The 21,220-nt window shown below is 37.9% G+C and carries 22 protein-coding genes; 15 read left to right on the top strand and 7 right to left on the bottom strand.

Translation table 11 applies throughout. The features are described from left to right. The first annotated feature begins 26 nt into the window (after positions 1-26). The 8 genes from J7E67_RS09760 to J7E67_RS09725 all read left to right on the top strand — a co-directional run bounded on the left by J7E67_RS09760 (position 27) and on the right by J7E67_RS09725 (position 9,950). Positions 27-1,409, top strand: coding sequence for a glycine--tRNA ligase (locus J7E67_RS09760; protein WP_214731513.1), 1,383 nt, complete (start codon positions 27-29; stop codon positions 1,407-1,409). A gap of 116 nt (positions 1,410-1,525) precedes the next feature. After that, positions 1,526-2,155 (top strand): transcriptional regulator CcpN, encoded by a 630-nt coding sequence (ccpN, locus tag J7E67_RS09755; protein ID WP_214731939.1) that lies wholly within the window; start codon positions 1,526-1,528, stop codon positions 2,153-2,155. A gap of 37 nt (positions 2,156-2,192) precedes the next feature. Then, positions 2,193-3,002, top strand: a complete 810-nt coding sequence (locus J7E67_RS09750; RefSeq protein WP_214731511.1) for a pyruvate, water dikinase regulatory protein — start codon at positions 2,193-2,195, stop codon at positions 3,000-3,002. A 568-nt stretch (positions 3,003-3,570) separates the two neighbouring features. Next, positions 3,571-5,379, top strand: a complete 1,809-nt coding sequence (gene dnaG, locus J7E67_RS09745) for a DNA primase (RefSeq protein WP_214731509.1) — start codon at positions 3,571-3,573, stop codon at positions 5,377-5,379. 41 nt (positions 5,380-5,420) lie between these two features. Next, entirely contained in the window at positions 5,421-6,551 is a 1,131-nt protein-coding gene (rpoD, locus tag J7E67_RS09740) for an RNA polymerase sigma factor RpoD (RefSeq protein WP_214731506.1), read from the top strand. Between the two features lie 576 nt (positions 6,552-7,127). After that, positions 7,128-7,493 (top strand): cytochrome c550, encoded by a 366-nt coding sequence (gene cccA / locus J7E67_RS09735; protein ID WP_214731504.1) that lies wholly within the window; start codon positions 7,128-7,130, stop codon positions 7,491-7,493. A gap of 635 nt (positions 7,494-8,128) precedes the next feature. Then, positions 8,129-8,848 carry a tRNA (adenine(22)-N(1))-methyltransferase gene (locus tag J7E67_RS09730; protein ID WP_214731502.1) on the top strand — a complete coding sequence of 240 codons (720 nt, stop codon included), beginning with the start codon at positions 8,129-8,131 and terminating at the stop codon, positions 8,846-8,848. Then, on the top strand, positions 8,835-9,950 hold the full coding sequence (locus J7E67_RS09725; RefSeq protein WP_214731500.1) for a Nif3-like dinuclear metal center hexameric protein: 1,116 nt from the start codon (positions 8,835-8,837) through the stop codon (positions 9,948-9,950). Before J7E67_RS09730 ends, J7E67_RS09725 begins: the two co-directional genes overlap by 14 nt. A gap of 45 nt (positions 9,951-9,995) precedes the next feature. Here the strand turns inward: J7E67_RS09725 and J7E67_RS09720 are convergent, their stop codons facing one another. Both J7E67_RS09720 and vrrA read right to left on the bottom strand, forming a co-directional pair. Beyond that, positions 9,996-10,943, bottom strand: a complete 948-nt coding sequence (locus tag J7E67_RS09720; RefSeq protein ID WP_214731498.1) for a 4-hydroxy-3-methylbut-2-enyl diphosphate reductase — start codon at positions 10,941-10,943, stop codon at positions 9,996-9,998. Between the two features lie 141 nt (positions 10,944-11,084). Next, complete coding sequence (gene vrrA, locus J7E67_RS09715; RefSeq protein ID WP_214731497.1) at positions 11,085-11,747, bottom strand: VrrA/YqfQ family protein; 663 nt, start codon at positions 11,745-11,747, stop codon at positions 11,085-11,087. 259 nt (positions 11,748-12,006) lie between these two features. Between vrrA and J7E67_RS09710 the strand changes: the two genes are divergently transcribed. Then, positions 12,007-13,323, top strand: a complete 1,317-nt coding sequence (locus J7E67_RS09710; RefSeq protein ID WP_214731495.1) for a DEAD/DEAH box helicase — start codon at positions 12,007-12,009, stop codon at positions 13,321-13,323. Between the two features lie 21 nt (positions 13,324-13,344). After that, a complete protein-coding gene (locus tag J7E67_RS09705) occupies positions 13,345-14,238 on the top strand; it encodes a deoxyribonuclease IV (protein WP_214731493.1) in 894 nt (297 codons plus the stop codon). Between the two features lie 29 nt (positions 14,239-14,267). Here the strand turns inward: J7E67_RS09705 and J7E67_RS09700 are convergent, their stop codons facing one another. Continuing rightward, positions 14,268-14,525: a DUF2624 domain-containing protein gene (locus J7E67_RS09700; protein ID WP_214731492.1), complete on the bottom strand. Its 258-nt coding sequence runs from the start codon at positions 14,523-14,525 to the stop codon at positions 14,268-14,270. 172 nt (positions 14,526-14,697) lie between these two features. Here J7E67_RS09700 and J7E67_RS09695 point away from each other — a divergent pair, with 172 nt between their 5' ends. Genes J7E67_RS09695 through zur form a run of 3 tightly spaced genes read left to right on the top strand, consistent with a single transcriptional unit; the run spans position 14,698 to position 16,725 of the window. Continuing rightward, positions 14,698-15,471 carry a metal ABC transporter ATP-binding protein gene (locus J7E67_RS09695; protein ID WP_214731491.1) on the top strand — a complete coding sequence of 258 codons (774 nt, stop codon included), beginning with the start codon at positions 14,698-14,700 and terminating at the stop codon, positions 15,469-15,471. Then, positions 15,468-16,325, top strand: coding sequence for a metal ABC transporter permease (locus tag J7E67_RS09690; RefSeq protein WP_088089002.1), 858 nt, complete (start codon positions 15,468-15,470; stop codon positions 16,323-16,325). The genes J7E67_RS09695 and J7E67_RS09690 overlap by 4 nt, the downstream gene beginning before the upstream one ends. Further along, positions 16,315-16,725: a zinc uptake transcriptional repressor Zur gene (gene zur / locus J7E67_RS09685; RefSeq protein WP_088089001.1), complete on the top strand. Its 411-nt coding sequence runs from the start codon at positions 16,315-16,317 to the stop codon at positions 16,723-16,725. Before J7E67_RS09690 ends, zur begins: the two co-directional genes overlap by 11 nt. 43 nt (positions 16,726-16,768) lie before the next feature. Here the strand turns inward: zur and J7E67_RS09680 are convergent, their stop codons facing one another. Continuing rightward, a complete protein-coding gene (locus J7E67_RS09680; RefSeq protein WP_214731490.1) occupies positions 16,769-17,371 on the bottom strand; it encodes a 5' nucleotidase, NT5C type in 603 nt (200 codons plus the stop codon). Between the two features lie 172 nt (positions 17,372-17,543). On the opposite strand from J7E67_RS09680, the gene J7E67_RS09675 reads away from it, so the two are divergent. Beyond that, entirely contained in the window at positions 17,544-18,026 is a 483-nt protein-coding gene (locus J7E67_RS09675) for a DUF4190 domain-containing protein (RefSeq protein ID WP_251026681.1), read from the top strand. A 55-nt stretch (positions 18,027-18,081) separates the two neighbouring features. Here the strand turns inward: J7E67_RS09675 and ispG are convergent, their stop codons facing one another. From ispG to J7E67_RS09660, 3 genes are all read right to left on the bottom strand, one after another. Continuing rightward, complete coding sequence (ispG, locus tag J7E67_RS09670; protein WP_214731935.1) at positions 18,082-19,182, bottom strand: flavodoxin-dependent (E)-4-hydroxy-3-methylbut-2-enyl-diphosphate synthase; 1,101 nt, start codon at positions 19,180-19,182, stop codon at positions 18,082-18,084. Between the two features lie 116 nt (positions 19,183-19,298). Continuing rightward, a complete protein-coding gene (locus J7E67_RS09665) occupies positions 19,299-19,637 on the bottom strand; it encodes a hypothetical protein (RefSeq protein WP_214731489.1) in 339 nt (112 codons plus the stop codon). Between the two features lie 96 nt (positions 19,638-19,733). Beyond that, positions 19,734-20,507, bottom strand: a complete 774-nt coding sequence (locus tag J7E67_RS09660; RefSeq protein ID WP_214731488.1) for a DUF1189 domain-containing protein — start codon at positions 20,505-20,507, stop codon at positions 19,734-19,736. Positions 20,508-20,696: 189 nt separating this feature from the next. Here J7E67_RS09660 and J7E67_RS09655 point away from each other — a divergent pair, with 189 nt between their 5' ends. Beyond that, complete coding sequence (locus J7E67_RS09655) at positions 20,697-21,179, top strand: DUF456 domain-containing protein (RefSeq protein WP_214731486.1); 483 nt, start codon at positions 20,697-20,699, stop codon at positions 21,177-21,179. Positions 21,180-21,220 lie beyond the last annotated feature (41 nt).

Genomic DNA, 21,220 nt, shown 5'->3' with positions numbered 1-21,220 from the left:
CAAATTTATTAAAAGGAGCAATTTCAATGAATGTAACAATGGAACAAATCGTCTCACATGCAAAACACAGAGGATTTATTTTTCCAGGTTCAGAGATTTACGGAGGACTTGCAAATACTTGGGATTACGGCCCGCTAGGCGTTGAATTTAAAAACAATATTAAACAGGCATGGTGGAAAAAGTTTGTTCAAGAGTCGCCTTATAATGTTGGCTTAGATGCAAGTATTCTGATGAATCCTCGTACTTGGGAAGCATCAGGGCATATTGGGAACTTTAATGACCCAATGATTGATTGTAAAAATTGTAAAGCACGCCATCGCGCGGATAAATTAATTGAAAATGCACTAGATGAAAAAGGCATTGAAATGATTGTCGACGGCTTACCATTTGAAAAAATGGAAGAACTGGTTAAAGAACACAATATCGCATGCCCGGACTGTGGCAGTCATGATTTTACTGGTATCCGTCAGTTCAACTTAATGTTTAAAACCTTCCAAGGGGTAACAGAATCAAGTACGAATGAAATTTTCCTTCGCCCTGAAACGGCCCAAGGTATTTTTGTTAACTTTAAAAATGTTCAGCGTACGATGAGAAAGAAAATGCCGTTTGGAATTGCTCAAATAGGAAAAAGTTTCCGAAATGAAATTACTCCGGGGAATTTTACATTCAGGACAAGAGAGTTTGAACAAATGGAACTTGAATTTTTCTGTAAGCCTGGTGAAGAACTTAAATGGTTTGATTATTGGAAACAATTTGCTGAAGACTGGTTAATGTCCTTAGGTCTTACCAAAGAAAATTTAAGGCTACGAGATCACTCTGAAGATGAACTATCCCATTATAGTAATGCGACTACTGATTTTGAATTTAAATTCCCGTTTGGCTGGGGTGAACTTTGGGGTGTCGCTTCAAGAACAGATTATGACTTGAAGCAGCATATGGAATATTCTGGTGAAGATTTCCATTATCTTGACCCTGAAACAAATGAAAAGTATGTACCATACTGTATCGAACCATCCTTAGGAGCGGATCGGGTTACATTAGCATTCTTGATTGATGCCTATGATGAAGAACAGCTTGAAGATGGTACATCTAGAACGGTCATGCATTTCCACCCTGCTCTAGCCCCATTTAAGGCGGCAGTCCTTCCATTATCGAAGAAGCTGTCTGAAGAAGCACGAGAAGTTTTTGCTACTTTAGCGAAGCACTTTTCAGTGGATTATGACGAATCAGGTTCCATTGGGAAACGCTATCGTCGGCATGATGAAATTGGTACACCTTTTTGTATCACTTATGATTTTGACTCTAAAGAAGACAATATGGTTACTGTTCGAGACCGTGATACAATGGAACAAAAACGGATCCCAGTAAGTGAACTTGTTAGCTTTTTGCAAGAAAAAATGACGTTTTAATGGAAAACTCGCCAATTGGCGAGTTTTCTTTATACATTCCATAGTATATAATATTCCTAATAAAGTATGACTATTTGAAGGTTGTGGGTAACCCTTCATGATGTAATACAAAGGTGGTGTGTACAATCGAACTGACCAAACGGCAAGAACATATTTTACAAATAGTAAAAGATAATGGGCCGATTACCGGAGAGCATATTGCCGATCAATTAAGTTTGACTAGAGCAACATTAAGGCCAGATCTGGCAATTTTAACGATGGCTGGCTTTTTAGATGCAAGACCGCGTGTGGGTTATTTTTATACGGGTAAATCTGGGACACAGCTGTTAACTGAAAATTTACAAAAAATATATGTGAAAGATTATCAATCCATCCCTATTGTGGTGAATGAAAATATTTCTGTATATGATGCGATCTGTACCATGTTCCTTGAAGATGTGGGAACATTATTTGTAGTGGATCAAAATACCATCCTTGTTGGGGTATTGTCCAGAAAAGATTTGCTCAGAGCAAGTATAGGTAAACAAGAGCTTTCCACCATTCCTGTCAATATTATTATGACTAGAATGCCGAATATAACTATGTGTGAACGGGACGATTTATTAATCGATATCGCCAAAAAATTAATTGAAAAACAAATTGATGCCCTGCCAGTGGTTCGAAAATCAGAAAATGGATATGAGGTTATCGGCAGATTAACGAAAACAAACATTACAAAAGCGTTTGTTGGACTGGGTGATGAGTAAGTCACAAGTTAACTTGTAGAGGGGTTGTGTAGGGAGAATGAGTGTACCAATTATTTATGTTGTATCTGATTCAGTGGGGGAAACGGCTGAATTAGTTACCAAAGCAGCAATAAGCCAGTTTAATGGCTCAGGAATGAATTTAAAAAGATTTCCCTATGTAGAGGACCAGGAACATATTGATGAAGTTCTTTCACTTGTTTTACTGGATAAAGCTATGATTGCATTTACGCTTGTCAAACCTGAAATGCGTACATATATCAAGGAAAGAGCGGAACAGGAAGGGATTCTGGCAGTCGATTTAATTGGTCCAATAATGGACAAGATTCAAGCTTTTAGTGGGAAGTCACCTTTATGTGAACCAGGACTTGTTCGAAAACTTGATGAGGATTATTTTAAAAAAGTAGAAGCGATTGAATTTGCCGTAAAATATGATGATGGCCGCGACCCAAGAGGAATCCTAAAAGCAGATATTGTCCTAATTGGCGTTTCAAGAACTTCAAAGACACCACTTTCCCAGTACTTAGCCCATAAACGTTTAAAGGTTGCTAATGTCCCACTGGTACCTGAAGTGGATCCGCCAGAAGAACTATATAGGGTTCCGATCGAGAAATGCTTCGGTTTAAAAATAAGTCCTGAAAAGTTAAACAATATCAGACGAGAACGATTAATTTCCTTAGGATTAAATGATAAGGCAAGTTATGCCAATATTGAACGGATTAAAGCGGAGTTAATCTTTTTTGAAAAAGTAGTGGAGAAAATAAATTGTCCCGTTATTGATGTAACCAATAAAGCGGTTGAAGAAACAGCAAATGTTATCCTAAATTATATTCATAAAGGGAGACCTTAACACATAATCATTTGATTATGTGTTTTCTTCTGATAGAAAGTGGAATAATAATGATAAAAAGTTATGGTAAAATGATAATAAATGTACTATAATAAAAAATTGTGATAAAAAATATATATTTTTAGGTTTAGACTTGCTTGTGAACGAATAAACTATTTATTGTTAGATGTCAAGGGGACCCCCTAAAAAGAATTCGACATAAATCCTTTTACAAAAGTTATTTGTTAAAGAAGGAATATGCGGAGAGATGTAGAATTAATACTAATGTAGAAGGCAATCCGACTATTTATGTCGATGCAGATTCATGCCTACTGGGCAGAGATTGTCGAAATAGGATCCAAGTTTAGCGTCCGTGATCTTTTTGATGCTTCCTCCGTCTCCATATGAATGAAGAAAAATCTACATAGGAAGAGGAAATATGTTGACGCTGGGAAGGGAGAGGCCCTAAATCCTTCCAAACTGAAGATCGTTCAAAATTTATGACAAAATTAACAAAAATTTTGTCGAAATTTGCAGGAATTTAAAGATTGCCTGCCGAATACCTGATAGTACAAATGGAGTTGTTTTCATGGCAGAGCGTATTGCCGAAGAAAAGATTAATCAAATTCGTCAGGCTGTTGATATTGTCGAAGTAATCAGCGATTATGTTCAACTGAAAAAACAGGGGCGAAATTACTTCGGATTATGTCCATTCCATGGAGAAAGTACCCCATCATTTTCAGTATCAATTGATAAACAAATTTTCCATTGTTTTGGCTGTGGCGCTGGCGGTAATGTTTTTTCTTTTTTAATGGAACTTGAAGGGATTTCATTTCAGGAAGCTGCCATTAAACTAGCTTCGAAGGTAAATATCGACCTTGAAATTAATTTATCTGGGGGACAAGGCGAGAAAAAGGTTTCTCAAGAGCACCAAGCTTTTTTAGGGGCTCATGAGCTGTTACAGAAATTTTACCATCACTTGCTTGTAAATACAAAAGAAGGCGGGCAGGCTTTAGAGTATCTGCTGAGCAGGGGATTTACTCGCGAATCGATTGATAAGTTTCAAATTGGGTATTCCCTAAATTCATGGGATTTTGTTTATAAATTTCTTTCTAAAAGAGATTTCCCACCTGAATGGATGGAGAAAGCCGGATTAATTATCAAACGTGAAAGGGATGGGACTTATTTCGATCGATTTAGGGATCGAATAATGTTTCCGATTTTTGACCGAAATGGTAATACGATTGCTTTTTCAGGCAGATCACTCGGGGCCGAAGAGCCCAAATATCTAAATAGTCCTGAAACGCCAATCTTTAATAAAAGTAAAATTTTATATAATTATCATAATGCGAAGCCAAGTTTAAAAAAATTGCAATATGCTGTTTTATTTGAGGGATTTGCCGATGTAATTTCCGCAGATCGCTCGGGGGTGGAAAATGGCATTGCCACAATGGGGACATCCTTGACAGATGAACATATAGCCCTTTTAAGGCAAAGTGTCCAATCCGTAACCATCTGTTACGATTCAGATAAGGCAGGAATTGAAGCTGCTTTCCGAGCGGGGAACCATCTTAACAATGCTGGCTTTCAAATTAAGGTAGCGCTGATGCCAGACGGCATGGACCCCGATGAATACATTAAAAAGAACGGTCCTGAGAAATTCCGAAATGAGGTTATCGCGGCCGGCTTAACATGGATGGCGTTTAAATTTCTTTACTTTCGCAGAGGTAAAAATCTTCAGCTAGAAGGAGATAGGCTTGCATATATCGAAGTGATAATTAAAGAAATCAGCAATTTGAATAAAGCAGTTGAAAGAGATCATTATTTGCGGCAACTTGCAGCAGAATTTTCACTCTCATTAGATGCATTGAAACAGCAGCAAAAGCAAATTTTCTTCGCTGATAAAAGAAAAACAACCGGAAAAAACCAACCTGTTGATAAACCTATTTTAATTCCTAAGAAAGTAAGTGAACTCAAGCCAGCGCATTACACAGCAGAAAGGCGATTAATCGCTCACATGCTAAAAGATCGAGATGTTGCTTATAAAGTTCAGGATTTATTACAAGGAAACACGTTTAATATTGATGAACATCAGGCAATAATAACCTATCTGTTAGGATTTTATGAGGATCATTTCCAACCTGATTCAAGTGCATTTTTATCCTATATTCATGATGATAATCTTAGAAGAATGGTTGCTAATATTGAAATGATGTCCATAAATGACGAATTAAGCAATCAAGAATTAACTGATTATATCAAACAGGTGTTGAATTATCAAAAATTGTTAAAGATAAAAGAAAAAGAAGTGGAACAAAAAGAAGCAGAGCGACAAAGTGATCTTGGTAAAGCTGCTGCAATTGCAATGGAAATTATTCAATTGCGTAAATCTCTATAGATTCCATTTTACTGTCTTTGATTCTGGAAGGAGGGGGACATATGGCTGCTGAAAAATCAGCCCGTTCAAAAGAAGTTGAGAATGAATTCACTTTTGAACAAGTTAAAGATCAGTTAACGGTACTGGGTAAAAAAACCGGCGTCCTTGCCTATGATGATATTGCTGAGAAATTGGCTAATTTTGAACTAGATTCTCACCAAATGGACGAATTTTACGAGTTCCTCGGTGATCAAGGTATTGAATTAGTTGGTGAAAGTGACGAGGAAGATCCTAATCCTAAGCAATTAGCTAAGGGTGATGATGATGAATTTGATCTAAATGATCTTAGCGTCCCTCCAGGGGTTAAGATTAATGATCCAGTTCGTATGTACTTAAAAGAAATCGGCCGTGTTGATTTGCTTTCTGCTGAAGAGGAAATTAAGCTGGCTAACCGAATTGAGGCAGGCGACGAAGAAGCAAAACGACGTCTAGCTGAAGCAAACCTCCGTCTTGTAGTAAGTATTGCAAAACGCTACGTCGGTCGTGGAATGCTCTTTCTTGATCTTATTCAAGAAGGTAATATGGGTCTAATCAAAGCTGTTGAGAAGTTTGATTATCGAAAAGGCTTTAAATTTAGTACCTATGCAACTTGGTGGATTCGTCAAGCCATCACACGTGCGATTGCAGACCAAGCAAGGACCATCCGGATTCCTGTGCATATGGTTGAAACCATTAATAAATTAATTCGTGTTCAGCGTCAATTACTTCAGGATCTTGGCCGTGAACCAACACCAGAAGAAATTGGTGAAGATATGGATCTAACACCTGATAAGGTTAGGGAAATTTTGAAAATTGCCCAAGAGCCTGTATCACTGGAAACACCTATTGGTGAAGAAGATGATTCCCACCTTGGTGATTTTATTGAAGACCAGGATGCAACCTCACCTTCAGAGCATGCTGCCTATGAATTATTAAAAGAGCAACTTGAAGATGTCTTAGATACTTTAACAGACAGGGAAGAAAATGTCCTTCGCCTGCGTTTTGGACTGGATGATGGACGTACTCGTACACTTGAAGAGGTAGGAAAGGTCTTCGGTGTTACCCGTGAGCGTATCCGTCAAATTGAAGCAAAGGCATTGCGGAAATTACGCCATCCTAGTCGCAGCAAACGATTAAAAGATTTCTTAGAATAAAATATTTCTAATGAATAGTCTACTTCATAACTGAAGTAGGCTTTTTTCTTATGCATCAATTAATGAATACACTAGTTGAAACACTTAAGTAAATGTAAGCACTTTCTCTATTTGAATCCATTTTACTGAATTGTCTCTCATTTTGCAAATAGACTTAAGAAAATTCATGGCCCGCTTTTTATTCTTTTATTTTAGGAGATGGGCTTGAATTTATCAAATACAACCGAACGTGTGTTAGAAGATGTCTGAGTACCTGTTGAGAACCTTTTAGGGAAGCTTGGAGAGGCCTTAAACAGATTTTAATTATGGTTTATGGCTGGGACACGTATAGGGATTGCTGCAATGGCCGTAGGGATTGCTCAGGGAGCCTATGATTAATAAAATAAAATAGCAAATTTATAAACAGGCTAAACTAGATATTTTCACTAATTTGGCTTGTTTTCTTTTTTTTATTAAGATTATAGTGATAAAATAAGTTTAGGGCTTTTCCTTCTGTTCATTTTCAAGTAAAATAGTAGTTGTTTGTAGACTTTATTCAATATTTAACAGACGTTCGTACATAAGGGAGGTTATATCATGAAGCGAAATCCGGTTATTCCTTACGTTCTCATCATGGCATTTGGAATTGTGTTAATTCTAATTTTGTCTTTCAAAGGCCTTGGTGATATGAAAGAAGTTGCTAAGGAAAATGGTGAAGGCAATGAGAAAACAGAGGTTGCCGCATCAAAGCCTGAAGACATTTACAAGCAATCTTGTATTGGCTGTCATGGCGATCAGTATCAAGGGGTAGTAGGACCTACATTAAAAGGTGTGGGCAGCAAGTATTCTAAGGAAGAACTTATGACTTTTGTTACAAAAGGTAAGGGTACAGGCATGCCAGCAGGTCTTGTTAAACCAGAACAGGCTGCTGCAATGGCAGATTGGTTAGCAACCATTAAATAACTAGAAAAGGTCCTTTGCATCTGTAAAGGACTTTTTTTATACTAGGCGCTGTTGAATATACAAAGAGATTTTTCCTTAAATTAATAATCGAAACACTTTGATACCTTTTTCGGGACTTTTGTTTTGAATTAGCCGGATTGGAGTCACTTTGATGCCTTTTTCGGGATTTTTTGTCTCCAATAGCCCGGATTAGAGACACTTTGATGCCTTTTTCGGGACTTTTTGTCTCCAATAGCCCGGATTGGAGACACTTTGATGCCTTTTTCGGGACTTTTTGTCTCCAATAGCTCTGATTGGAGACACTTTGATGCTTTTTTCGGGACTTTTTGTATCCAATAGCCCTGATTGGAGACACTTTGATGCTTTTTTCGGGGCTTTTTGTCTCCAATAGCCCTGATTGGAGACACTTTGATGCCTTTTTCGGGACTTTTTGTCTCCAATAGCCCTGATTGGAGACACTTTGATGCCTTTTTCGGGACTTTTTGTCTCCAATAGCTCTGATTGGAGACACTTTGATGCCTTTTTCGGGATTTTTGTCTTCAATAACCTATGAAGAATATAATTTGGTGTAAACCAATAATAAAATTTAACAAAGCCTTATATTAAGAAATTACATATAAAAAGTGGTGGTATGATTGAATACAGATAAATTGTCAGCAAGATTGGCTGCGGTTTCTAACTATGTTCCAAAAGGAGCGAGGCTCGCAGATATTGGCTCAGACCATGCGTATTTACCTTGCTACTTAGCAAAAAATGAGGGATTACCATTTGCCATTGCTGGTGAGGTTGCTAAGGGCCCCTTCCAGTTGGCTGAGAGGAATGTATTAGCAGAAGGGTTAGCGGGGGTTATTTCCGTGCGATTAGGTGATGGTCTGGAAGTTATTCAACTGGGTGAAGTGGATTGTATTACAATTGCTGGAATGGGCGGTGCCTTAATTGCAAACATTCTAGAAAATGGTAAAGATAAGCTGACTTCCGTCAAGCGCCTGGTGTTACAACCAAATATTAGCGCCATTTCTATCAGAAAATGGTTTATTGAAAATAACTGGGAACTAATGGACGAAGAAATACTCGAGGAAGATGGGAAAATATACGAGATTTTAATAGGTGAAAAGGGCGATCCTAATAAGCCTTATAAAAAAAATCCTGAAATGGGGCTTTTAGTGGGTCCATTCCTTGTACAAAAACAAGATAGAACCTTTAAGAAAAAATGGACAGCAGAAATAAATAATTGGCAGCGTATTTATGAAGCGCTTGAGGGTGCAAGCCAATCTCCTGAAATGAATGAAAAAAAACAAGAGATGATCGCCAAAATTAAGCTGGTAGAGGAGGCTTTAAAGAATGAAAATTCCTAACGGTCACGAAGTCATTCAACTATTTGAACAGTTTTCCCCGAAAGGTTTAGCGATGGAAGGGGATAAGATTGGCTTACAAATAGGACGTTTAAATAAAAAAGTTGAACGAATAATGATTGCCCTTGATGTCCTGGAAAATGTGATCGATGAGGCAATTGAAAAAAATGTCCAGCTCATAATTGCCCACCATCCGATTATTTATCGACCTCTTAAGAATTTGCTAACTGACACGGTTCAAGGGAAAATGATCGAAAAAATATTGAAACACGATATTGCTGTTTACGCAGCTCATACGAACCTTGATGTCGCAAAAGGCGGGGTAAATGACCTGCTTGCAAATGCTTTAGAATTAGAAGATGCAGAGGTACTCGTGCCGACTTTTGATACAAAGCTAAAGAAATTAGTTGTTTTTGTCCCAGTAAGCCATGCAGAAGTTATTAGAAAAGTCCTTGGAAATGCAGGCGCAGGATTTATTGGAAGCTACAGCCATTGTTCATTTTCCGCAAATGGGACGGGAAGATTTGTGCCTGGTGAAAATACCAGTCCATTTGTTGGTGAGGCAGGCAGGTTAGAAGAAGTGGAGGAAGTAAGAATCGAGACCATTATTCCTGAACCACTTCTAAAGAAAACGATTACTGCTATGATAAAAGCGCATCCATATGAGGAGGTGGCCTATGATGTCTACCCGCTTGAGAACAAGGGAGAAGTACTCGGTCTTGGCCGAATCGGAAAAGTCCGTGAAATGACATTAGGAGAATTTGCGGAAAAAGTGAAATTAGCACTTGAAGTTTCAACTGTCCGTGTGGTTGGCGATTTAAGCACTAAAATTAAAAAGGTAGCTGTTTTAGGCGGGGATGGAAATAAATACTTCATGAATGCCAAGTTTCAAGGGGCAGATGTGTATGTTACAGGGGATATTTATTATCACACCGCCCATGATGCAGCAATGCAGGGCTTGAATATGATTGATCCAGGCCATAATGTTGAAAAAGTGATGAAAAAAGGTCTGACCGCAACGTTACAAAAGATGTGCCAAGAAACGGGTTATGACGTGGAGATTTTTCCTTCTGAAGTAAATACAGATCCATTCCAATTTGTATAAAAACAAAGAACCGGTCCGCAGACTCGGTTCTTTTTAATTACTATTTTACGCTTCAGTTTTCTTTACCTTTGGTAATATTCTGCTTAATTGGACCTTTTTTCGTCGTTCCCATGTGGCCTCATTATTTGGGTCAAATTGTTCAAGGAATGTGATAACTTCCTTTGTTATCGGAGTTGGAGTCGAAGCTCCGGATGTTACTGCGACATTTTTGGCATCCTTAATCCACTCAATTTCTAACTCAGTTATATCAGCAATGCGATACGCTTTTGTTCCAGCAATTTCCTCAGAGACCTGTGCAAGGCGATTGGAATTATTACTTTTTGGATCACCAACTACAATCGTCACATCAGCTTCTGTTGCTTGTTCTGCAACTGCTTCCTGGCGAATTTGCGTTGCATGGCAAATTTCATTATAGACTTCCACATTTGGATATTTTTCCTGAACTTTTTTCATCGTATCAGCCACATCCCATTGACTCATCGTTGTTTGATTTGTGACAAGTAACTTTTCACAGTCAATCGTTAATGCATCTACATCATTTGGAGTTTCAACCAGGTGGACCATACCAGGGGCCACACCAACTGCACCCTCCGGTTCTGGATGGCCTTTTTTTCCAATATAAATTACTTGGTAGCCTTCTTTTGTTTTTTCTTCAATCAAATCATGGGTTCTCGTTACATCAGGACATGTCGCATCTATCGTTACTAGCCCTTTTTGTTTTGCGAGTTCTCTAACTTCTGGAGATATTCCATGAGCAGTAAAGATAACAGTACCTGTTTCTACTTTATCGAGAATATCTTTACGGTTTTTTCCGTCTAGGGTAATAATCCCCTCTTCTTCGAAAGCATCTGTAACATGTTTATTATGAACAATCATTCCTAAAATGTAGATTGGGCGTGGTAATGTTTTATCTAAAGCAGCGTTTCTTGCAATAACCATGGCATCGACGACACCATAGCAGTAACCTCGTGGTGAAATTTTGATAATTTGCATATAAAAAGTCCTCCTAAAAAAGACATTGTTTAATAGTTTTACGTGTTTATTATATAAAACTAATAGAAATAATACAAAGATACAATTTTCCTTAGCAGTTTTAGGAAGAAAAGAAAGAATGCTGTCTCCAGCATTCTTCATTTAAATATACATTTTCGGAACAGAACTTCCTTTTTGATATGGACTTTTCTTTGAAGGCATTTGCTGTTGCTTATTTTTGCGTTGCCCTTTTTTATTGGACGTACTATTTACAAATTCTTCATGATTGGATGATTCATCGACGGCGGCATCAGTTGATTGGTTATTTTCTACTGTTGCTTTATCCGTAGCTTTTGAAGCATTTTTGAATCCTTTATAAATCTTCCACATTGCAGGAAGATTTTTTATCATGGGGCTATATTGTTGGATCATCGGCCCAATCGACTGGGCTGTCTTTAGCACCTGCTGCGTATTGTTCAACATGCTAGTTAGTCCGCCGGGGTTACTCAAAGATTGGAGCAGTCCTCCGCCTCCTGATGCTGCTTTTCCTGCTCCTTGCATTCCCATAAAGCCGCCAGCCTGGCTTCTTCCTCCGAGAATTTTCGAAAGTAATCCCCCGCCGCCTTTGTTCATAGGACTAGGTCTTCCCATCATTTGCCCCATCATCATGGGGTTATTTCCTCCTCCAAACGGATTGGAAGGGGCACCCATCATTGGATTCCTGCCGCCAAAAGGGTTAAAACCGGGGTTCATCATCTGATTACGTGGTCCAAAAGGTCCTGGCCCCATTCCCCCCTGCATAGGCATTCTTGGTCTTGGTTGCATCTCGTTGCCTCCTTTCAATTGCCTCATGCTTTAAATTATGCATTTACCCTAAATTGGTTTAGGTTTTATACACAGGACAAAGACCAAATTTAGTTGTTTAAAAGTCAGAAAAAAGTAGAAAATGATATTAAAACGAAAGATAACTGGAGTTTTGATTAAATATTGACTATAATTGCATGATGGAATAGAAAGTGTTGCACTTGCTAAAGTAAGAAAACTACTCCAAAATCATGAGATTTTAACTATAAGGAGCAAATATATGAAAGAAAATCGTTTTGATCGTTTTACGTTACAACCATTTATTATAGAAGCCGTTAAGGAGTTCGGTTTTACTGAGCCGACTGAAATTCAGGAACGCATGATTCCTGTCGTTTTAAAGGGAGAGAGTGCAATTGGTCAGTCACAAACAGGGACGGGTAAAACGCTTGCCTATGTTCTTCCAATCCTCGAAAAAATTGATCCGTCACGACAGGAAGTTCAAGCTGTCATTACTGCACCTACAAGAGAGCTTGCCTCTCAAATTTATCACCAAATATTAAAAATAACGACGCATTGCAGCCCAGAGCAATCCATTATGACTAGGTGCTATATTGGGGGGACGGATAAGCAGCGGTCGATTGAAAAATTAAAGGTTCAGCCACATATAGTTGTAGGAACTCCGGGTAGAATCAAGGACCTGATGAGTGAAAAAGCTTTATTTGTTCATACTGCGGGAATACTGGTCGTGGATGAAGCTGATATGATGTTAGATATGGGATTTATTGAGGATATGGATCGAGTAGCGGCTAAAATGCCAGAAAACTTGCAAATGCTTGTTTTTTCAGCAACGATCCCGGAAAAATTAAAACCCTTTCTTAAAAAATATATGGAAAATCCAAAAACTGTTCAGATAGAACCGAAAAGAAGGGCAGCAGAAAATTTAGAGCATTATCTTTTGCCATCAAGACACCGGAGTAAAAAGCAGCTTGTTCATGATGCCCTTCTTGCCTACAATCCTTATCTAGCAATTGTATTTACGAATACAAAAAAAATGGCTGAAGAAGTGGCGTACTTTTTAAATGAAAAAGGTTTAAAAGTTGGCCGAGTTCATGGTGATTTAAGTCCTCGTGAACGGAAACAAATGATGAAGCAAATTCAGGATTTGGATTATCAATATATTGTCGCAACAGACCTTGCTTCTAGAGGAATAGATATAGAAGGGGTCAGCCATATCATCAACTATGAACTCCCTTCAGACTTAGATTTTTATATCCATAGAGTCGGGAGAACAGCGCGTGCCGGAAATTCGGGCATTGCCCTCACAGTTTATGAGTCATCGGATGAAGATGCGTTAAACCGGTTAGAAAAAATGGGGATTCAATTTAAGAATGTCGATCTTAAAAATAACGAATTTGTTACCGTCGATGAACGAAATAAAAGGAAGACGCGAGTAAGGCAAGAGGATAAGGCCGAACAAAAAGCTAAATCCTTGGTTAAGAAGCCAAACAAAGTAAAACCGGGTTATAAAAAGAAAATGCAATGGGAAATGGATAAAATTAAAAAGCGCGAACGAAGGATTGAGCAAAGAAAAAAATAATCAAACCAGGGAGAAAAAGGTATGCTTAAATTAGGATCACATGTTTCGATGAGTGGGAAAGATATGCTGCTTGCCGCAAGTGAAGAAGCAGTTTCCTATGGTGCAAACACGTTTATGGTCTATACCGGGGCACCGCAAAATACAAGAAGAAAAAAAATCGAAGATCTCAATATTGAAGCAGGGCGGAGGCATATGGAACAGAACGGTATCTCCGAAATTGTCGTTCATGCTCCTTATATTATCAATATTGGAAATACAACCAATCCAGATACTTTTGAATTGGGTGTTAGATTTCTTCGAACAGAAATTGAAAGAACAGAGGCAATTGGAGCAAAGCAAATCGTCCTGCATCCTGGAGCACATGTAAGTGCTGGTACCGAGGCTGGTATTAAAAAAATTATCGAAGGATTAAATGAAGTACTGACTGGCAAAGAGCAAGTACAAATTGCCTTGGAAACGATGGCTGGAAAAGGCTCCGAGTGTGGAAAATCCTTCGAAGAAATAGCGATGATAATGGATGGAGTAAACTATAGTGATAAGTTATCCGTTTGTTTTGATACCTGCCATACGCATGATGCAGGCTATAATATTGTTGAGGATTTTGATGGTGTATTAAATGAGTTTGACAAAATCGTTGGCTTGAACAAATTGAAAGTACTGCATATTAATGATAGTAAAAATGCGGTCGGGATGCGAAAGGATAGACACGAAAATATCGGGTTTGGCCATATCGGTTTTAAGGCCCTAAATTATATTGTCCACCATCCACAGCTTACCGATGTTCCTAAGATTTTAGAAACTCCATATGTGGGTGAGGATAAGAATAATAAAAAAGCCCCATATAAATTTGAGATTCATATGCTTCGGGAACAAAAGTTCAATGAGAACCTGCTTGACCTAATCATGCAATCATAAAAAAGAGCTGTGCAAAAAGTGCACAGCTTTTACTTTTTAGTTAACTGTATAAATAATTTATTTACTTCTCGGGCCGTTGCTGGACCCGCTGATTTGGCAATTTCTTTCACTAATTGAGCCCGCTGTGAATCATCAAATATATTCACATTTTTCCCTCTTAAGTATTCGGCAATTTTCACTGCCTGCTGCCTAGTCACTGATATGTTAAATTGATCCGCATATTTTACCAGTTCTTCAGCTGTTATCGTGTTAATTTTATGATTAATGATGCTCTGAAAAATTGTCATCCTCACCACTCCTCACCTTAATGTATGAAGAAGTTCCGGGAGTGTGATTGAGATTTTTGTGAATCAAATGGACGAATGCCGGAGTGGCAGACTTTACATTCAAGAATACCTGTTGTATACTACTTTAGGTTAAATCGGAATGATTCTTATAATTAAAGGTGATGCGCTGACTATGCAATCAATTATAGAAGTAAAAAAACTTTCGTATCGTTATGAAAAAGATGTTGTTCTAGAGGACATTAACATTACTATTCCAAGTGGTTCTTTTTTAGCGATTGTCGGTCCTAATGGGTCTGGAAAATCAACACTATTGAAGTTGATATTAGGGTTATTAAAGCCGCAAAAAGGGGACATCTTTTTATTCGGTAAAGAAATTAATAAGTTTAAAGATTGGCAAAAAATTGGCTATGTTTCTCAAAAGGCTAATTCCTTCAACACTGGTTTTCCTGCTACTGTATTTGAAGTTGTCGAGAGTGGTTTAACCAAAAAGCTTGGGATGTTTAAGTTTTTTAAAAAAGAACATGCGCAAAAAGTAATCGAAGCCTTGGAGGCAGTCGGTATGGAAGGGTTTAGCAACAGAAATATTGGTGAGCTCTCTGGAGGTCAGCAACAAAGAGTTTTTATTGCACGAGCCCTCGTTAGTGAACCAAGTCTCCTCATTCTGGATGAACCTACGGTAGGCGTTGATGCCGAGAATGTTAATAATTTTTATCAAATGCTGGGTGATTTAAATAAAAGTCATGATATTACCCTTTTATTGGTTACTCATGATATTGGGACGATTTCGGATAAAGTCTCACATGTTGCGTGCTTGAATAAATATTTGCATTTTCATGGGGAAACAATGGAATTTGAACAGCTCAGGGCTGATGGTATTTCTAAAATTTATGGCCATGATGTTCACATGCTAGACCATCATCATGAGCACGGAGGCGTTGTAAAATGATTCAAGGAATTTTCCACTATGAATTTTTACAAAATGCTTTTTTAACGGGGCTTATGATCGGAATTATTGCCCCGTTACTAGGAGTGTTTGTTGTTGTAAGAAGACTATCGTTAATTGCGGATGCACTCAGTCATGTTACACTAGCAGGAATAGCAGCGAGCCTGCTTCTTGAAAGAAATGTTGCGATGATGGCAGGAGTAAATCCACTATACTTAGGAATGGTTTTTTCTGTTGGGGGATCACTGTTCATCGAAAAACTTAGAGGCGTCTATAAGCACTACCAAGAACTTGCGATTCCAATTATTCTCTCTAGTGGTATTGGCTTAGGGGTTATATTTATTTCGCTTGCCAATGGTTTTAATACTGATTTGTTTAGTTATTTATTTGGCAGTGTTTCGGCAGTTAGCAGAACTGATTTATGGGTCGTATTTATAATCGGTATCTTGGTAATTTTAGTGATTATTTTATTGTATAAAGAGCTTTTTTTATTATCCTTTGATGAAGAACACGCGAAAGCCTCAGGGATAGCGGCCAAAAGTATTCATTTTATTTTTATTGTCATGGTGGCCTTGGTAATTGCAGCTTCTATGAGAATTGTCGGAATTTTGTTGGTTTCATCTTTAATGACGTTACCTGTAGCAGCCAGTATAAGGCTAGCCAAAGGATTTAAGCAAACTATTTTTTTATCTGTCCTTTTTGGTGAAGTGTCAGTACTTGGCGGCTTGTTTACTGCGTATTACTTAGATTTAGCTCCCGGTGGAACAATCGTGATGATTGCTGTTCTTATCTTAATTTTTTCTATTTTTTATAAAAAATTCTTAATTCGTAAGGGGGTGCCGTCAGGTGAACGTTAATGAGGCAATCCAATACTTAAAAGAAAAAGGGTTTAAACAAACTGGTAAAAGAGAAGATATGCTTCAATTGTTTGCTGACAGTGATAAATATTTAACGGCTAAGGACGTCTTGGATCAGCTTAAAGATGATTATCCAGGTCTGAGCTTTGATACTATCTATCGTAATCTTTCCTTGTTTGTGAATATGGGGATTCTTGAGATGACAGAATTATCAGGAGAGAAACATTTCCGTTTTACATGTTCAAGACATCACCATCATCATCATTTTATCTGTATGACCTGCGGAAAAACGAAAGAAATTGAAACTTGCCCAATGAACGACTTAAGTGAAAATTTAAAAGGATACGATATTTCAGGTCATAAATTTGAGATTTACGGTCTTTGTCCTGAATGTCATTAAAAAACAGCTTGTCTGCATACAAGCTGTTTTTTTGTATCTAAAATTAAATGCTGGAACTAACCATTTCCCTGTGGCCCTGCTGCTGCTTTTCCCAGTTTTCTACCCAAAAATAAGCTTCTTTCCAGTTATTAACCCGGATGACACCTTTTGGAAGAGGATCTTGATTATATGGTGTATCAAATAATATGACAGGAATCTGACACTCTTCATGGATCATCACAGCATTATCGTGTTTATCCTCAAAAAAGATATCAACCGAATGTTTTTTCACTGTGGCTACTTTGTCATGTGATCCAATTAATTCGATGTGGTCAAAGGTTAAGCCTTTATCAAGGAACCATTGGATGGTTACATCGAGTAAATGGGAGCCACGTGCACTAATGAAAAACAATTCATGCTCTTTTTTCCATTTATTTAAGACTTTTCCCGCTCCTTCAGCGAGAGGAGAGCCTTCATAAATCATGGGTTCATTTTCAGAAAACCATGTGGCGAACTCTTTTTCTGAAACATTTACGAATGGAGTTAATTCATATTGATTAACGTCCTCATACATAATATTCATGTCAAATGCTTTATTAATAAAAGGGATGATGGATTTGGGGCATGTAACGGTTCCATCAATATCGATTCCAAACCTTTTTCTCATTTTTGCTCTCACCTTCATATAGCTTTTAGGATTCTCCTTTTAGTTTACCAAAATTGAGTGGTCAACGGGGGAAAAGAAACAAAAAACTAATTTAGGCAAACATTAACATACTAAAAAGCAGACAGAGGCAAACAATAATTAATGCTCCTATTACTGAAAGTGAGGGATTAGGATGGCAGATGAAAGAGACACGAAAGTGCAGGAAGCTCTTCAAAGTGCAAATATTGGCCAAGATATTCCCAATTCTCCTACAACTTATCGGGAGGAAACAGCATCAGAAATTGCCGCACCTATTAAGGCCCATTACACATTGAAAAAAGATGACAATAACCCTAACATTGGTGCTTCTGTTCCGATGCGTTCTTCAGAATATAGGGAGGAAACAGCAGCGGAAATAGCTGCTCCTGTTCCACTTATTCGAAGAAAGGAACAGACCGGGCAAAAGGAAAATGCTGCAGGTGGTACAGGTCTAGGAACGCTTGCTTTAGTGCTTTCGATTTTATCACTGTTTGTATTACCTATTCTTTTTGGAGCTGCAGGTATTGTGTTAGGTTTTGTTGCCAGAAGGAGAGGGGCCACAGGACTAGGTGCTTGGGCCATCGGTATCGGTGCAATATCGATTGTTATTGGTATCTTTATTCTTCCGTTCTTTTAACAAAACCTGCATAGGAGCAAAAAGAAACCCGGTGAAAATACCGGGTTTCTTGATGTTAATTCGTAATTTTATCTTCGACTGCTTTTTTCTGAAAATATTCTTCGGCAATTTGGTCAATTTCTTTTTTCAATTCCTCAACTAATTGCGCTTCAGGAACCTTGCGGACGATCTCACCCTTCCTGAATAATAACCCTTCACCTCGAGCTCCGGCAATGCCAATATCAGCTTCACGGGCCTCTCCAGGTCCGTTAACGGCACAGCCTAGAACAGCTACTTTAATCGGAGCTTTAATTTTTTCAATGTATTCTTCGACTTCATTTGCAATACTAATAAGGTCAATTTCAATCCGGCCGCATGTTGGGCAAGAGATCAATGTGGCCGCGTTAGAAGAGAGACCGAACACCTTTAAAAGTTCTCTAGCAACCTTTACTTCCTGAACTGGGTCTGCACTTAAGGAAACACGTAGTGTGTTACCGATTCCCATGTGTAAAATAGTGCCTAAACCTGCCGCACTTTTTATGCTGCCTGCAAAAAGGGTTCCAGACTCAGTGATCCCAAGATGAAGGGGATAATCGAATGCTCTCGATGCCTTTTCATAAGCTTCAATGGCAAGATTTACATCAGAGGCCTTCATGGAAACGATAATGTCATGGAAATCTAAATCCTCAAGAATTTTAATATGGTGTAGCGCGCTTTCGACCATACCATCTGCTGTTGGATATCCGTATTTCTCTAAAATTCTCTTTTCGAGCGAGCCAGCATTTACCCCGATTCGGATGGGAATACCTTTCTCCTTCGCGGCTTTTACGACAGCCTCGACTTTTTCCCGTTTTCCGATATTACCGGGATTGATTCTAATTTTATCTGCTCCGCCTTCAATTGCTTTAAGAGCCAATTTATAATCGAAATGAATATCGACAACTAGTGGAATGTTGATTCTTTTTTTGATTTCAGGAATGGCATTCGCAGCCCGTTCATCCGGACAAGCCACCCGAACAATCTGACAGCCAGCTTCCTCAAGACGCTTTATTTCAGCAACGGTTGCTTCAACATCATGTGTTTTTGTTGTGGTCATACTTTGTATAAATAATTCGTTACTCCCGCCAATCGTTAAGTTACCAACTTTAATTGGTCGGGTTTTTGTGCGGTGTAATATTTCACTCACGTGTAATTCGCTCCTTCAAAATGGGATTCGAATAAGGTATATAAAAACAATCCGACTCTATTTTATCAGCCTTTCACTATTTTTGACAAGAATAAGCACTATCCTCTTTATTTTGAGTAATCAGGGAAATGATATGTAGACCCGATTTGAATTTTTTCTGGAGTCTCCCCAGGATTTAATTTTCGAAAGTCTTCGATTAAGTCAGAAATCGATACGGGAAGTGATTTATCCAGTTGATGTTCCACGATAGATAGCACTGTTTCACCTGGTTCAACTTGTGCTTCGAAAGAAGGTATGTCTGTTTCTGTTTTCAACTCCGTATTTTGTGTTTCGATTTTAGCATCCACCTGCTGTGTGAATGAGGAAGGCAGGGTGCCAACAGTTAAATCAATATAAATTACATATATGATTAAAACGGCTAATAAGAAACCAAATAACTTTTTCATCGGACAAGCCTCCAAATAGACAGTTTGTACATTGGTATGCTTGTCCAATTGTAAAAAGAACGAATTAATAAAAAAAACGCCCGCTATGGGCGCCTCTTAGTTCACTTTTTTGGGTTTTGGAATTTCATTTATGGCTAGGTATAAAACGATGATCACAACAAACCAATTAATCATGAAGCTGTTAGGAACGGTTGTTTTAATTGCCGCCATAATGGTAAAAAACAATGTTGGTAATGTTTCGCTGTATGCAGCCATTCGCCACAACTGACGGTAATTTAGTTTCCTACCTAAAAGGTTCTTTAATAATAAACCAATTAGAGCCAAAACCGTTACCTCGATAAAACTACCAGCACATGCAAACAAGTAGATAAACACAGAAACCACAGGGATTATTATCCATTTTATTCCGCCGATTGTGTTAATAAAATCCACAATGTCTCCCTTTGCAATGTTTAGCCCTTCTAACATGGAATAGGGATATGTATCAAATCGACCGCCTGCAGCTAAAACAAATTGATCTTTTAACATGGCAAAAGAATTTCCCTCATCTTGGATATCATCTGCAGAAATAGCTCCAGTTGGGTCTAAAATAATAGAAAAATCATCCTTATTTAATGTAATGGGCACTTTAGTATCAGCTGTTAAATGCCCGTCTTGAATTGAAAAATCAGGTAATTCGTCAGTAATAATGGTTCTTGCCGTATCGACACCCGTGGTAAGTGCGGTACTTAAGTAAATAACTGACGGCAGAATCGAAATTAATGTTAAGAAGAAAACATATAATATTGTTTTTCCTATCCCTTGGAATCGAAATAAGGCAATATCTTTAGGAGAGTAGATACTTTTATACAATTGCTTGAAAATATTCATAATGACCACCTTTATACATTAAATCACAAATGATTGCTCCAGCATCTATTGTATCTTTAGTAAAGGTTATATACAAGAATGACAGCAACTCAATTTTATATTTTGAAACCTATTCCAAGTTTTAATCGTAAGAAGGAAAGTGTAAACTGTATAAAATATCTAGAAAAAGTTTTATGAGGGATGGATAAAATGGAATTGGTCTATTGGAGTATCATCATTTTGTTATTTATTGTTGCATTTGTTGGTCTGGTGTATCCTATTGTTCCAAGTGTGTTATTTATACTGGCAGGCTTTTTATTATATGGAGTCTTTTTTAATTTTCAACCCTTTCGATGGTACTTTTGGTTGATACAAGGTTTGTTTATTGTACTTTTATTTGTTGCCGACTATATTGCTAATATGATTGGAATTAAAAAATATGGAGGTTCCAAGGCCGGAATCTGGGGAAGTACGATAGGGATTATCGTTGGACCATTTGTTATCCCTTTTTTAGGAATCCTTATTGGTCCATTTATCGGGGCAATAGGAGCTGAATTAATCTTCAACAAAAGAAATTTCACTGAGAGCTTAAAAATTGGTTTTGGTTCTGTCATTGGATTTATTAGCAGTGTTATAACAAAAACAATCATTCAAATCCTTATGATTGTTTATTTTTTCTTTTTAGTACTGTAAAAAAAGCCACCTTTCGGGTGGCTTCAGATTGTAGACAAAAG

The sequence above is a fragment of the Bacillus sp. ISL-46 genome (assembly GCF_018613205.1).
The sequence above is the reverse complement of the archived record's forward strand: the minus strand, read 5'-3'. Positions and strand labels throughout refer to the sequence as shown.